The sequence below is a fragment of the Lonsdalea britannica genome (assembly GCF_002111595.1).
GTDB lineage: Bacteria > Pseudomonadota > Gammaproteobacteria > Enterobacterales > Enterobacteriaceae > Lonsdalea > Lonsdalea britannica.
In genome coordinates this window covers 45,132-58,103 of record NZ_LUTN01000004.1, presented here as the reverse complement: position 1 = coordinate 58,103, position 12,972 = coordinate 45,132, and the positions used below count along the sequence as shown (strand labels likewise).

11 protein-coding genes and 2 pseudogenes are annotated in these 12,972 nt (G+C 54.4%); 7 read left to right on the top strand and 6 right to left on the bottom strand.

The genetic code is table 11. The features are described from left to right. Positions 1-20: 20 nt before the first annotated feature. Positions 21-416 (top strand): DUF423 domain-containing protein, encoded by a 396-nt coding sequence (locus AU509_RS04590; protein ID WP_085651518.1) that lies wholly within the window; start codon positions 21-23, stop codon positions 414-416. Beyond that, positions 409-1,509, top strand: coding sequence for a 23S rRNA (cytidine(2498)-2'-O)-methyltransferase RlmM (gene rlmM, locus AU509_RS04585; protein WP_085651478.1), 1,101 nt, complete (start codon positions 409-411; stop codon positions 1,507-1,509). Before AU509_RS04590 ends, rlmM begins: the two co-directional genes overlap by 8 nt. A 19-nt stretch (positions 1,510-1,528) precedes the next feature. On the opposite strand, the gene xni is transcribed toward rlmM, so the two are convergent. Together xni and ppnN are read right to left on the bottom strand one after the other, a co-directional pair. Beyond that, complete coding sequence (gene xni, locus AU509_RS04580; protein WP_085651477.1) at positions 1,529-2,293, bottom strand: flap endonuclease Xni; 765 nt, start codon at positions 2,291-2,293, stop codon at positions 1,529-1,531. Between the two features lie 72 nt (positions 2,294-2,365). Further along, positions 2,366-3,730: a nucleotide 5'-monophosphate nucleosidase PpnN gene (ppnN, locus tag AU509_RS04575; protein WP_085651476.1), complete on the bottom strand. Its 1,365-nt coding sequence runs from the start codon at positions 3,728-3,730 to the stop codon at positions 2,366-2,368. A gap of 227 nt (positions 3,731-3,957) precedes the next feature. On the opposite strand from ppnN, the gene syd reads away from it, so the two are divergent. The 4 genes and pseudogenes from syd (at position 3,958) to AU509_RS04555 (ending at position 6,761) form a co-directional block, all read left to right on the top strand. Further along, a complete protein-coding gene (gene syd / locus AU509_RS04570) occupies positions 3,958-4,512 on the top strand; it encodes a SecY-interacting protein (RefSeq protein ID WP_085651475.1) in 555 nt (184 codons plus the stop codon). Positions 4,513-5,177: 665 nt separating this feature from the next. Next, positions 5,178-5,496, top strand: a pseudogene (locus AU509_RS04565) (YqcC family protein). A gap of 4 nt (positions 5,497-5,500) precedes the next feature. Then, positions 5,501-6,256 (top strand): tRNA pseudouridine(65) synthase TruC, encoded by a 756-nt coding sequence (gene truC / locus AU509_RS04560; protein WP_085651517.1) that lies wholly within the window; start codon positions 5,501-5,503, stop codon positions 6,254-6,256. A gap of 46 nt (positions 6,257-6,302) precedes the next feature. Beyond that, the gene (locus AU509_RS04555) at positions 6,303-6,761 is read left to right on the top strand and encodes a flavodoxin (RefSeq protein WP_085651473.1); all 459 of its coding nucleotides are present in this window, start codon (positions 6,303-6,305) and stop codon (positions 6,759-6,761) included. 104 nt (positions 6,762-6,865) lie between these two features. Here the strand turns inward: AU509_RS04555 and AU509_RS04550 are convergent, their stop codons facing one another. The 4 genes from AU509_RS04550 to map form a co-directional block, all read right to left on the bottom strand. Further along, the gene (locus tag AU509_RS04550; protein ID WP_094117764.1) at positions 6,866-7,255 is read right to left on the bottom strand and encodes a DUF3461 family protein; all 390 of its coding nucleotides are present in this window, start codon (positions 7,253-7,255) and stop codon (positions 6,866-6,868) included. Between the two features lie 121 nt (positions 7,256-7,376). Beyond that, positions 7,377-8,201, bottom strand: coding sequence for a 2,3,4,5-tetrahydropyridine-2,6-dicarboxylate N-succinyltransferase (gene dapD / locus AU509_RS04545; protein ID WP_026738756.1), 825 nt, complete (start codon positions 8,199-8,201; stop codon positions 7,377-7,379). Positions 8,202-8,240: 39 nt separating this feature from the next. Beyond that, a complete protein-coding gene (glnD, locus tag AU509_RS04540) occupies positions 8,241-10,934 on the bottom strand; it encodes a bifunctional uridylyltransferase/uridylyl-removing protein GlnD (RefSeq protein ID WP_094117763.1) in 2,694 nt (897 codons plus the stop codon). A gap of 41 nt (positions 10,935-10,975) precedes the next feature. Further along, positions 10,976-11,770: a type I methionyl aminopeptidase gene (gene map / locus AU509_RS04535; RefSeq protein ID WP_085651471.1), complete on the bottom strand. Its 795-nt coding sequence runs from the start codon at positions 11,768-11,770 to the stop codon at positions 10,976-10,978. Positions 11,771-12,112: 342 nt separating this feature from the next. Between map and rpsB the strand changes: the two are divergent. After that, a pseudogene (gene rpsB / locus AU509_RS04530) lies at positions 12,113-12,837 on the top strand (30S ribosomal protein S2). Positions 12,838-12,972 lie beyond the last annotated feature (135 nt).

Genomic DNA, 12,972 nt, shown 5'->3' with positions numbered 1-12,972 from the left:
AAAGAAAATGGATAACGATGATGAATAGCCGTTTCATGCTGATTTTCGCGGCCATCAGTGGATTTATATATGTCGCCCTAGGCGCGTTCGGCGCGCATGTCTTAAGCCGTACGCTCGGCGAAGCCGAACTGGATTGGCTTCATACCGGGCTACAGTATCAGGCCGTGCATACGCTCGCGATTCTGGCCTTGAGCGTGGCCATGCACCAACGCGCCAACGTATGGTTTTACTGGAGTGCGGCGCTCCTTGGGTTGGGTACGGTGTTGTTTAGCGGTAGCTTGTACTGTCTGGCGCTGTCCCAGTTGAGGCTATGGGCCTATGTTACGCCGGTGGGCGGCGTTTGCTTCCTGGGTGGCTGGTTATTGTTGTTGATAGGCGCTCTGCGCCAGAAAAGAAAGGCTGACTCGCATGAATAAAGTCATTTTGTACTGCCGTCCCGGCTTTGAAAAAGAGTGTGCGGCGGAAATTACCGATAAAGCGGCACAGCATAACGTTTACGGCTTCGTGCGGGTCAAGGACAACAGCGGCTACGTCATTTTTGAGTGCTATCAGTATGAAGATGCCGATCGCCTGATTAAGGATTTACCGTTCAAGAGCCTGATCTTTGCCCGCCAGATGATGGTATGCGGCGAGCTTTTGCGCGATCTGCCGCAGGAAGACCGCATCTCGCCGATCGTCGGCATGCTGACCGGCGTGTTGGAGCGTGCGGGTGAACTGCGCGTCGAGGTGCCGGATACCAACGAAAGCAAAGAACTGATGAAGTTCTGCCGTAAATTCACCGTGCCGCTGCGCGCGGCGTTGCGTGAAAGTAAGATATTGCTACCGCAAGAAAAACCGGGTCGGCCGGTGATCCACGTGCTGTTTATCGCACCAGGCTGTTGCTACGTCGGTTATTCCTACAGCAACAACCACTCTCCGTTCTATATGGGGATACCGCGTCTCAAGTTTCCGGCGGATGCACCGAGTCGTTCCACGCTCAAACTGGAAGAGGCTTTTCACGTCTTCATCCCGGCGGATGAATGGGAAGAGCGACTGGGCAGCGGCATGTACGCGGTGGATCTGGGCGCCTGTCCCGGTGGCTGGACCTATCAGTTGGTCAAGCGCAGCATGATGGTTCATGCGGTGGATAACGGGCTGATGGCGCAGAGCCTGATGGATACGGGTCAGGTCATTCACCATCAGGCGGACGGGTTCCGGTTCGAGCCGCCGCGCAACAATGTGTACTGGCTGGTGTGCGATATGGTGGAGAAGCCGGCCAAAGTCACCAACCTGATGGCTGACTGGCTGGTGAAAGGCTGGTGCCGTGAAGTGATTTTCAACCTCAAGCTACCGATGAAAAAACGCTATGAGGAAGTGAATCAGAATCTGGAGCTGCTGATGGAACGCCTGCATGAAAGCGGCATCAATGCGGAAGCTCATGCCAAACAGCTCTATCACGATCGTGAGGAAATCACGATCCACGCTCGACGGATCTGGAGTGCGATTCCCGGCCGTCGCGACGAGCGTTAAGACGGCGGCGGCGGGTTTTCTAGCCCGCCGTCGACGGCAGCCGAAGCTGCTGCAAATTACCGTTCAACGTCAGATCGGTTTTGAGCGTGGCGACCTGTCGACAAATCCAGGCTGCTTCCCGCTGCGGCTCCAGCTTTTTACGCCACTTCTCCGGCAGTTGTTCCAACTGCTGATAAAGCTGTTCCAATGATCCCGCCTGTTGCAGGAGCTGTGCTGCGGTTTTTGCGCCAATACCGCTGACCCCGGGGATCTTGCTGCTGCTAATACCCGCCAATCCCCAATAGTCGGGGAGCTGCTGCGGGGTAACGCCAAATTCCTGGCGGATAAAAGGCACATCCAACCAGCGTTTTTGAAAGTAATCCCGAATCTGAATTGTCGGCGCCAACAGCTGGCAATATCCCTTGTCCGTTGAAACGATGGTGGCCTGATGGCCCTGCGCGGCAACCTTGCAGGCTAGGGTTGCGGCCAGATCGTCTGCTTCGTCTCCGGGGGAGTGCCAACTCTCAACGCCCAGTTCTCGAAAAGCCTCTTTGATTTGCGGCAACTCCTGATGCAGTGAGTCCGGCATCGGGGTACGTCCGGCTTTGTAATCAGGCAACAGCTGGTGACGCCAGCTTGATGCTCTCTGTTCATCGTCGAACACGGCGACAGCATGGGTCGGTTGGCTGTTTTGCAACAGAAGGCTCAGCGCATGCTGGCAGGCAGGTAAACAGGGGGAGCCCTGTACGGCATGGATGCGCCTGATAAGGTTCAGCGCATCCACAATTAATAGGTGCAAGGGCATGATTCGTCTCCGCGAATAAAATACTCTGCCCCCGCCCCGTGGATGCAGGGCGACGGCAGAGAAGACGTCTTGTCAGGTCAAAATTTCATAACAGGGGATATAGGCGCTGCCCGGCAGCTTCATGCGTTGTTGCGCAACGAAGCCCTGTAGCAGGCGGTCCATGTTTTTCATGATCTCGGCGTTGCCATCAAGCTTATAAGGGCCGAATTGTTCGATGGCCTGAATGCCGCCTTCTTTGACGTTGCCCGCCACGATACCTGAAAACGCTTTGCGCAGCGCCGCGGCAAGCTGTTCGTTCGGCTGGTCGGGGTGCAGATGCAGATTCGCCATGTTTTCGTGCGTAGGCTCGAAAGGTATCTGCAAATCCGGAGCAATACGTAGCGACCAGTTGAAGCTATAGGCGTCGCCAGTATGACGGCGGTGCTCTTTCACCAGCGGCATCGACTTCTTCATCTCGCGCGCGACTTCAGCCGCATCGTTGATGATGATGCTGTAGTAGCGGCGGGCTTGACGTCCTAGCGTACTGACGATGAATTCGTCCAGCACCCGGAAATAATCCGCGCTTTCTTCCGGTCCCGTCAGAATGATCGGCAATACCTGCTCGCTGTTGGCCGGATCCATCATGATCCCCAACAGATACAGGAACTCTTCCGCCGTGCCGACGCCACCTGGGAAAATGATGATCCCATGGCCGATGCGGACAAAAGCTTCCAGCCGTTTTTCAATATCCGGCATGATGATCAGTTCGTTGACCAGTGGGTTGGGCGGCTCGGCCGCGATAATGGAGGGCTCGGTCATGCCGATGAACCGGCCATCTTTGTAGCGCTGCTGAGCATGGCCGACGGCGGCGCCTTTCATGGGGGCTTCCATCGCGCCGGGTCCGCAGCCGGTGCAAATATTCAGTTCGCGGAGCCCAAGCTGGCTGCCTACACGGCGAGCATACTGATACTCTTTTTCGTTGATGGAGTGACCGCCCCAGCAAACAACCATGTTGGGTTCTTCGCCCACGTGCAGCGCACGCGCATTGCGAAGAATGGAAAAGACGATGTTGGTGATATGCGTCGAATTCTCCAGATCGAGATTCTGATACTGCCCCGTTTGCGTGATCTGCCCGTTGACGAACAGAATATCGCGCAGGACGGCGAACAGGTTGGCCTGCAAGGAACGAATCAGCTGACCATCCACAAACGCCTCTTCAGGCGGGTTAACCAGTTCAAGCTTCACGCCGCGTTCACGTCGCAGCACATTGATATCGAAATTCTCGAAACGGGAGAGCAATTCTTTGCTGTTGTCCGTCTGGCTGCCGGAGTTCAATACGGCCAGCGAGCAGTTACGAAATAAGCGGTAAAGGTCGCTACTGGCGCTGCTTTTGAGCCTGTCTACTTCCAGCTGCGACAGCAAATCCATAGACCCGAGCGGGCTGATATGTGTAATCAATTTTGCTCCTTGATACGTAGGGTATGACGCCGGTTCTTTAATCGGACTGTTTTTGACTCGCCTCTTCACCATAACGTGAGCTAATCATTTTGCCAATCTTCGACGGCGCCGTGGCGTCGGCGCTGCGTGGCGTTACGCATTTTGGCCGAGATGCGCTCGACGACCGGCCGCACTCTCAGGTTACAATGCGGGGTAGTGTAACCCGACCGGTAGAGTAATGAAGAATGATGGATCAACACGTGTTGCAGGCGTTAACCGATTTTACCCAGCGCTATGTGAGTCGTTGGCAGGATCATGAGGGGCATCCACCGGCCTCTGAAGCGCTGTATGGCATTCCCTCGCCCTGTATCGTCGCCACTCATGACGGACAGGTACAGTGGTTGCCCCAGTCAGGCGGAGAACACAAACGTCTGGATGGCGTCGAACGTGCGATGGACATCCAATTGCACCCCGACGCCCACGCGTTCTACACCAGCCAGTATGCCGGAGATATGGAGGCATGCTTCGACGATATTCATTGTACCTTGTTACAGGCATGGAGCGCGGACGACCTTATTCGCATGCAGGAAAACCTGATCGGTCATCTGGTGACGCAGAAACGGCGTAAGCTGCCGCCGACGCTTTTTTTAGCGACGACGGCGTCGGAAATGACGTTAATCTCGCTGTGCAATAGGCGTGGAGAAGTCATCCTCGAAGAGTTCGGAACGCAGAAAAGACGTGTGCTTGCCGCGACATTATCTGAATTTTTATATAAGCTTCAGCCATTGATTCAAAATTACTGAAGCGTGTTTCGCTTTTCAGCGTGTAAGAAATATCTCACAATAGGTGTAGGTTATCGCTTATATTTTATATTAATATAGAGCGAAAACTGCAAATAACCATTACTTTTCAGTGTCTTGAATTTTATGGCATTAAAAAAGACCGAATGGAAGGTATGTTGCTCTGAATTAGGGGCTTGCCGATTCGCTTTAATTAATACATCTTATTATTCGCCAGGCAACATGGTAACAGGACGACGTAATACCGTTGTTTAATGATTACGCGTCCGTTCCAGCCGAAATGCTTCAGGATGAAATGTTTTCAGGATGAAAGCACGGACACCTCCATGATGGAGAATGGGAGCCGGCTTGGACATGCTGGTGGGGCAGGAGCCTAAAGGGAACGAGATCAGGACGATCGTGAGGGAACGGCAGTCAGGGAAGAAAGAGGGATCGCCAGCGAAGGAATTGCAGGTCGGGATGACCACAAAGGAAAAGTTTTCAAGGATGAGCAGGGAAGCAACTGTGTAGCTGGATTGCTATAAAACGAATCGGGGGTACTGAGCAATCAGTACCCCCATTTTTTTGTTCCGGCGACATCTTGGCGCGAAGGTATTTCGCAGGATGCCTCCGCGCGGCATCAATGTTATCCTTTGCCGCCCTACCGTTAGTCTGTTTGAGACCCCTGTATGAGTGAAGATATGCAGCTTAGGCAAGCCTTGTTGGCTGTCGAACACGCCCTGAAAGAAAGTGAACTGTGGCAGAGCAAGCCGCCGGAGGCGGAGGCATTCTCCAGCGCCGAGCCTTTCTGCGTGGATACCATGGAAGCCCAACAGTGGCTGCAATGGGTGCTGCTGCCTCGTATGCATGCCTTGCTGGATAGCGGCGCGCCATTGCCTGAACGTTTTGCTATTCATCTATTTCGAAATGGCGTTCGAAGGGCGGGAAGAAGGATTACAGGCTCTTTTGAACACGCTGCGCGAGCTGGATGGTTTCTTTGGAAAATAAACCGATGTTGGACATTCTCTATCAGGATGATTATCTGGTGGCCGTCAACAAGCCCCCCGGCTGGTTGGTACACCGTAGCTGGCTTGACCGCAAAGAGAAAGTGGTGGTCATGCAAACGGTGCGTGACCAGATTGGCCAGCACGTCTATACCGTGCATCGTCTTGATCGGCCGACTTCCGGCGTTTTACTGCTAGCGCTTTCCAGCGATGTCGCTCGCCAGCTGTCCTCGCTATTTGAACAGCATGATCTCCAAAAAACCTATCACGCCGTAGTGCGGGGACATGTTTTTGATTCTGCTACCATTGACTATGCATTGACGGAAGAGCTGGACAAAATTGCGGACAAGTTCGCCAATCCCGATAAGGGACCACAGCCTGCGGTCAGCCATTATCGCGCGCTGGCTCAGGCGGACATGCCTGTCGCCATTGGCCGCTATCCGACGTCTCGCTACACGTTAATGGAACTGAAACCGGAAAATGGACGTAAGCATCAGCTCCGGCGGCATATGAGTCATATTCACCACCCCATTATCGGCGACAGCACGCATGGCGATTTAAAGCAGAATCGCGGTATGGCCGCCCACTTTGGCTGTTCGCGAATGATGCTGCATGCCAGCTGTCTGTCGCTGGTTCACCCGGTGACGGGGGAGCCGCTGGAGCTTAGAGCGCGCTGGGATGAAACCTGGCAGAGTGTGATGTCGCAGTTTGGTTGGGAGGGTATTCTCCCTGATTTTGAAAGGGTTGAGTTTCCCGCAGCCTGAGGTCAGGATAGCGGGGTTAAATCTGTCTGATTGAGGGAGTCGCGTCATGGCGCAGATCGGTATTTTTGTTGGCACCGTTTACGGTAACGCGTTATTGGTTGCAGAAGAGGCTGAAAATATTCTCAGGGAACGCGGGCACGAAGTGAAAATCTTCGAGGGTGCCTCGCTGGAAGAGTGGCTGACATATCGTGAGCAGCAGGTGCTAATTGTGACCTCCACGACAGGGCAGGGGGAACTGCCTGAGTCTATCGTGTCATTGTACACGGCGCTGCGCGACACCTGCGGGCCTTTACCTGGCATGGGGTATGGCCTGATTGCATTGGGCGACAGCAGCTATGACGTCTACTGCGGCGGCGGGCGTCAATTCGATGCTTTGCTGCAAGAGCTGGGGGCTGAGCGAATTGGCGAGCGATTAGAGATTGATGCCACCGAACAGCCGGAGCCTGAAGTCGTATCCTGTGCGTGGGTTGAAACCTGGGCTGACCTGCTGGAAAGCCGCGCCTAACGCGACCTATTCGGTGCTGTGCATAAGCAGAGTGCATCATCAGCATAAAAAAACGGGGCTTCGGCCCCGTTTTTACTGCATAGCGCAATGTGTGGATAGATGCTTTAACGGTTTTTGGTCAGCTTTTCCAAATCGGACTCAATCTCGCTGATCTTGTTGGTGACGACGCTTTCCAGATGACGCAAATCAGCCAGAATTTTGCGTTTCAGGTCGACCTCGATCTGTTCGCGCTGACAGATCTGATCAAGCTCATCAACGACATAACGAAGATTGGGACTGATTTCGTTTATTTCCCGGAAGCCTTGTCCCGTATTGTCTGCCGCAATGGTTTTACGCTGACGGGGATATTTGAATTTCACGCTTTTGGCGAAGAACTCGCCTTTGTCTTTGCGAAAATAAATTTTCAGAATGTCATTGCTGGCTTCCTGCCGCAGGCTATAGCGGTCGATATCTTCCGGGTTGCTGATCCCGAGGCTCTTCAGATTGTCATACATAGCATCACCTCTTCCTGTTCTAAGCCATGCTACATTTTTATGCAATGCAGCGGGTCCGTATGCGCCTTGTCCCGACTGAACATAAAAATGGCGGGTCATTCACCCGCCAAATGTCTGTTTATCAGTCGATGGTGCGCAACAGCTCGTTGATGCCCACTTTACCGCGAGTTTTCGCATCGACCTTCTTCACGATCACGGCGCAGTACAGGCTATGACTGCCATCTTTGGAAGGCATGTTGCCGGAAACCACGACAGAGCCTGCCGGGACGCGACCGAAGTGGACTTCGCCGGTTTCGCGGTCATAAATGCGGGTACTCTGGCTGATGAATACGCCCATCGAAATGACGGAGCCTTCTTCGACGATGACGCCTTCCACGACTTCGGAACGCGCGCCGATGAAGCAGTTGTCTTCAATGATGGTCGGGTTGGCTTGCAGAGGTTCCAGAACGCCGCCGATGCCGACGCCGCCGGACAGATGAACGTTTTTACCGATCTGCGCGCAAGAGCCCACGGTAACCCAGGTATCCACCATCGTGCCTTCATCGACATAGGCACCGATGTTGACGTAAGAAGGCATCAGGACGGTATTACGAGCGATAAAGGCGCCCTGACGAACGCTGGCAGGGGGCGCGACACGAAAGCCTTCACGCTGGAAGCGTGCTTCGTCGTAGTCGGCGAATTTCATCGGCACTTTGTCGTAGTAACGTGTTTCGTTGCCATCGATGATGCGGTTTTCATTAATACGGAAGGAAAGCAGTACGGCTTTCTTCAGCCACTGATGAGTGACCCACTGACCGTCGATTTTCTCTGCGACACGCAGCGCGCCGCTGTCCAGCAGGCTAATGGCCTGGTTAACCGCTTCACGCGTGACGGTATCTGCATTAGCCGGAGTGATTTCTGCGCGGCGTTCGAAGGCTGTTTCGATGACGTTTTGTAATTGCTGCATCCTGACTCTCTATCTCGTGATTACCAAGGTAATAATTAATTAACACAAGCCTACTTTATCGTTTGGGTTGAGGGCCTCTGTCAACCGTTGTTGCAATTTAAGCTGCAATTCGGGGCTCAATGCTCGGCGATCGTTGTCCGCCAGAATAAATAAATCTTCTACGCGTTCGCCGATGGTGGAAATACGCGCGCCATGCAGTGATATATGCAGTTCGGCGAAGACCTCGCCGACCTGAGCCAACAGGCCCGGTTGGTCAAGCGCGACCAGTTCCATGTAGCTGCGGCGATCGGTGTGTATCGTCGGCAGAAAACTGACTTCAGTCTCGACGCTGAAATGACGGAGCTTGGACGATGTGCGACGAACGCGGGGAGAGTGATAATCCTTCTGCGTCAGTGCCTGCTCAATCGCCAGGCGAATCATGTTATGACGATCCTGCGCCACCGGGTTGCCCTCAGGCTCCAGCACGATGAAGGTATCCATCGCCATTCCGTCACGGCTGGTAAAGATCTGCGCATCATGAACGTTCAGATTACGCCGATCCAGCTCGCCTGCGACGGTGGCGAACAGATAGGGGCGGTCCGGACTCCAGATAAAGATCTCCGTGCCGCCACGCGTGGTGTCATCCCCGATCAGCACCAGCGGTTTGCTAGGATCGTGGTTCACTAGGTGAACGGCGTGCCAGGCCAGCTGATTAGGCGTATGGCGCAGGAAATAGTCGGCGCGACAGCGGCTCCAAATCTCATTCAGCGCGGTTTCGTCAATGTTGTCCATTCGCAGCAGCGCCAGCGCCTGCTGACGATGGTGCCGTACCCGCTTCCGAAGGTCGGGCGAGTGTTGCATCCCGCGCCGCAGTTGCTTCTCGGTGGCGAAGTACAGCTCGTGCAGCAGACTCTGTTTCCAGCTGTTCCACAACGTTTCGTTGGTGGCGCAGATGTCGGCGACCGTGAGATTGATCAGGTAGCGCAGGCGAGTTTCGCTTTGCACTTCCTCGGCGAACTGTTGAATGACGGCCGGATCCTGAATATCGCGACGTTGGGCGGTGACCGACATCATCAGATGGCAGCGCACCAGCCACGAAACCAGCTGCGCCTCGCGCAGGTTTAGTCCGTGCAATGCCGCGAACTCCAGCGCGTCTTTCGCGCCTAGCTCAGAGTGATCGCCGCCGCGTCCTTTGGCGATGTCATGGAACAACGCGGCCAGCAACAGCAGCTCGGGCTGCGGTAATCGGGGGTAAAGCTTTACACACAGCGGATGTTCTTTCAGCGTTGACTCATCGGCGAAGCTTTCCAGCTTAAGCAAGACGCGGATCGTATGCTCGTCCACGGTGTAGGCGTGAAACAAGTCGAACTGCATCTGGCCGACGATGTTGCTCCACTGCGGCATATAGGCCCACAGCACGCTGTGTCGGTGCATCGGCAACAGCGCCTGACTGACCGCGCGCGGGTGGCGCAGAATGTTCATGAACAGGCTGCGGGCCTCTGGGATGGTGCACAAGGGGCTGGCGAGGTGACGACGGGCGTAACGCAGTCGGCGCAGCGTCGTCGAATAGATGCCGGTGATCTCGGGATGACGCACCATGGCATAGAACATGCGCATGATGGCTTCGGGTTTATTATCGAATAGCGTTTCATCCTGCAAATCAATCAGCGTGCCGCGCAGCTGGAACTCGCCGTCCAGCATCCGCGGCTTTTCATGTGGATCGAGCGCCAGAATAGCTTCATCAAACAGCTGAAGCAGCATCTGATTAAGCTCGTACACCCGTCGCGTGACCCGGAAGAAGTCTTTCATCATGCGCTCGACGGGCGCGTTCCCCTCGCCCTGATATTGCAATAGTTGCGCTACGTTCAGCTGGCGGTCGAACAACAATCGGTTGTCGTAGCGACTCAGCAACGAGTGCAGGGCGAAGCGGATGCGCCACAGAAAGCTTTGGCATTCGTTGAGTTCGTTGCGCTCGGCTTCCGTCAGGAACCCAAAGCCGACCATTTCATTCAGCGACGTCGCGCCGAAGTGGCGGCGCGCGACCCAAAGCAGCGTATGGATATCACGCAGGCCGCCGGGGCTGCTTTTGATATCCGGCTCCAGGTTGTAGCTGGTGCCGTGATAACGCTGATGACGTTCGCGTTGTTCTGCGACCTTGGCCGCGAAGAAAGAGGCGGACGGCCAGAACTTGTCGCTGAAGATGTGTTTCTGCAACGACAGAAACAGAGCGACGTCGCCGCAGATCATGCGAGATTCGATCAGGTTGGTCGCGACAGAGATATCGGCCCGACCTTCCTCCAGACACTCGTCCAACGTGCGTACGCTGTGCCCGACTTCCAGCCGCAGATCCCACAGCAGAGTGATCAATTGGCTGACGGCCTGTGACTGAATTTCGTCAAACCCATCCCGGCTCAGAACCAGCAGGTCGATATCGGAGAGCGGATGCAGTTCTCCGCGCCCGTAGCCGCCGACGGCAACTAAGGCGGTCTGCTCCACGCGGTCTAATTGGTAGAAATGCCACAGTCGTTGCAGCAGGCGGTCGATAAACTGTGTGCGGGCGTCGATCAGGGTTTCCGCGCTGACGCCGGCCTTGAACTCATCCGTTAGCCATATCTGGAACTGTTCAAGATGCTGTTTCAGCGTCTGGCGTTCCAGCATATCGTCGCTGAAGGTCAGCGGAGATTGGGGGGCGGGGTGGGCCGTGGTCGGCGTCCCGTGAGAGATATGCGGCAGGTCCTGATCGATTTCGTTCATGTACGGCGCCCATAAAAAAGCCGGCGATTGCCGGCAGCTGTTTATTCCTGATGCGTGATGATTTTCGGGATGGTGTCATCCTTACGCAACGTCATTATTTCGCATCCGTCCTCTGTCACCACAATAGTATGCTCGTACTGCGCGGACAAGCTGCGATCTTTGGTTTTCACCGTCCAACCGTCTTTCATGGTGCGAATGCGGAAATCGCCCGCATTGACCATCGGCTCGATGGTGAACGCCATGCCGGGCTTCAATACAACGCCGCCATCGTCTGCGTCATAGTGCAGAACCTGCGGTTCTTCGTGGAAGCCGGTGCCGATACCGTGTCCGCAGTATTCGCGCACGACAGAGAAATCCTGAGCTTCAACGAATTGCTGAATGGCTTTGCCGAGCGAACGTAGACGGATGCCGGGTTTTACCATTTTTATCGCCAGATACAGGCTGTCCTGCGTGACGCGGCACAGACGTTCGCCCAGAATCGTAGGCTTGCCGACGATGAACATTTTGGAGGTATCGCCGTGGAAACCATCTTTGATGACCGTCACGTCGATATTGACGATGTCACCGTCTTTGAGATGTTTCTCGTCGGAGGGAATGCCGTGGCAGATGACTTCATTGATGGAGATGCACACCGACTTGGGAAAGCCGTGGTAACCCAGACAGGCTGAAATCGCATGCTGCTTGTTGGTGATGTGATCGTGACAAATGCGATCCAGTTCACCCGTAGTGACTCCCGGTACGACGTGAGGCTCGATAATTTCAAGCACTTCAGCCGCCAGTTGCCCAGCTACGCGCATTTTTTCAATATCTTCCGGAGTTTTAATAGAAATAGCCATTGAGTGTGTCCGCAGGTGTGAATGTTCCTAACGAAAATAGGGTCAGCAAAGAGTGACTTATGGTATCAGCCCTGCCGGGGACTGCCAAATCATCATTGGCGCGCGGGCGCAAAAGCGCAAGTAAAGTTGGTGTCAGTGGGCTGTTTATGGTATAAAGCGCGCCGGTGATCCGGCTGGCTGACGATCAATCTCTGATCTCTCCTTCGGATGACTAAATACTCACTATGTGTAAATAACACACACGTGTCGGCACATTTGCCGGGGTGCTCTGTAGCTTGCTGCGGGGTCGGCATAATGGGACACGTGGAGGCATAACCCCATACTTAATTTATAGAGGTAATCATGGCAACTGTTTCCATGCGCGACATGCTCAAGGCTGGCGTACACTTTGGTCACCAGACCCGTTACTGGAACCCGAAAATGAAGCCGTTCATCTTCGGTGCTCGTAACAAAGTTCACATCATCAACCTTGAAAAAACCGTACCGATGTTCAACGACGCACTGGCTGAGCTGAGCAAAATCTCTTCTCGCAAGGGCAAAATCCTGTTCGTTGGTACCAAACGCGCAGCAAGCGAAGCGGTAAAAGAAGCTGCTACCAACTGCGATCAGTTCTTCGTGAACCATCGCTGGCTGGGCGGCATGCTGACTAACTGGAAAACAGTTCGTCAGTCCATCAAACGTTTGAAAGATCTGGAAACGCAGTCTCAGGACGGCACTTTCGATAAGCTGACCAAGAAAGAAGCCTGGTTCGTACTCGTGAACTGGACAAGCTGGAAAACAGCCTGGGCGGTATCAAAGACATGGGCGGTCTGCCTGACGCGCTGTTTGTGATCGACGCCGATCACGAACACATTGCGATCAAAGAAGCTAACAACCTGGGTATCCCGGTATTCTCTATCGTTGATACCAACTCCGATCCCGATGGCGTTGACTACATTATCCCTGGTAACGATGACGCCATCCGCGCCGTTAGCCTGTACCTGAATGCCGTTGCCGCAGCAGTGCGCGAAGGCCGTTCTCAGGACCTGGTTGAGCAGGCTGAAGAGAGCTTCGTCGAAGCTGAATAATAAGGCTGGCTCTGTCGAGCCCTTATTAACCAGGTATTGATATATGTTGGTTAGGGGGCCTGTAAAGGCCCCCTTTTACTTATCTCCCCCATGAGATAACGAGGAAAAGATAATGGCTGAAATTACCGCTGCCTG

What these genes read in the sequence shown, in the direction of transcription:
- AU509_RS04590 (WP_085651518.1), top strand. Translation starts at nt 21, where the DNA reads ATGAATAGCCGTTTCATGCTGATTTTCGCGGCCATCAGTGGATTTATA.
- rlmM (WP_085651478.1), top strand. Translation starts at nt 409, where the DNA reads ATGAATAAAGTCATTTTGTACTGCCGTCCCGGCTTTGAAAAAGAGTGT.
- syd (WP_085651475.1), top strand. Translation starts at nt 3,958, where the DNA reads ATGGATCAACACGTGTTGCAGGCGTTAACCGATTTTACCCAGCGCTAT.
- AU509_RS04550 (WP_094117764.1), bottom strand. Translation starts at nt 7,255, where the DNA reads ATGTATGACAATCTGAAGAGCCTCGGGATCAGCAACCCGGAAGATATC.
- xni (WP_085651477.1), bottom strand. Translation starts at nt 2,293, where the DNA reads ATGCCCTTGCACCTATTAATTGTGGATGCGCTGAACCTTATCAGGCGC.
- map (WP_085651471.1), bottom strand. Translation starts at nt 11,770, where the DNA reads ATGGCTATTTCTATTAAAACTCCGGAAGATATTGAAAAAATGCGCGTA.
- dapD (WP_026738756.1), bottom strand. Translation starts at nt 8,201, where the DNA reads ATGCAGCAATTACAAAACGTCATCGAAACAGCCTTCGAACGCCGCGCA.
- truC (WP_085651517.1), top strand. Translation starts at nt 5,501, where the DNA reads ATGTTGGACATTCTCTATCAGGATGATTATCTGGTGGCCGTCAACAAG.
- glnD (WP_094117763.1), bottom strand. Translation starts at nt 10,934, where the DNA reads ATGAACGAAATCGATCAGGACCTGCCGCATATCTCTCACGGGACGCCG.
- AU509_RS04555 (WP_085651473.1), top strand. Translation starts at nt 6,303, where the DNA reads ATGGCGCAGATCGGTATTTTTGTTGGCACCGTTTACGGTAACGCGTTA.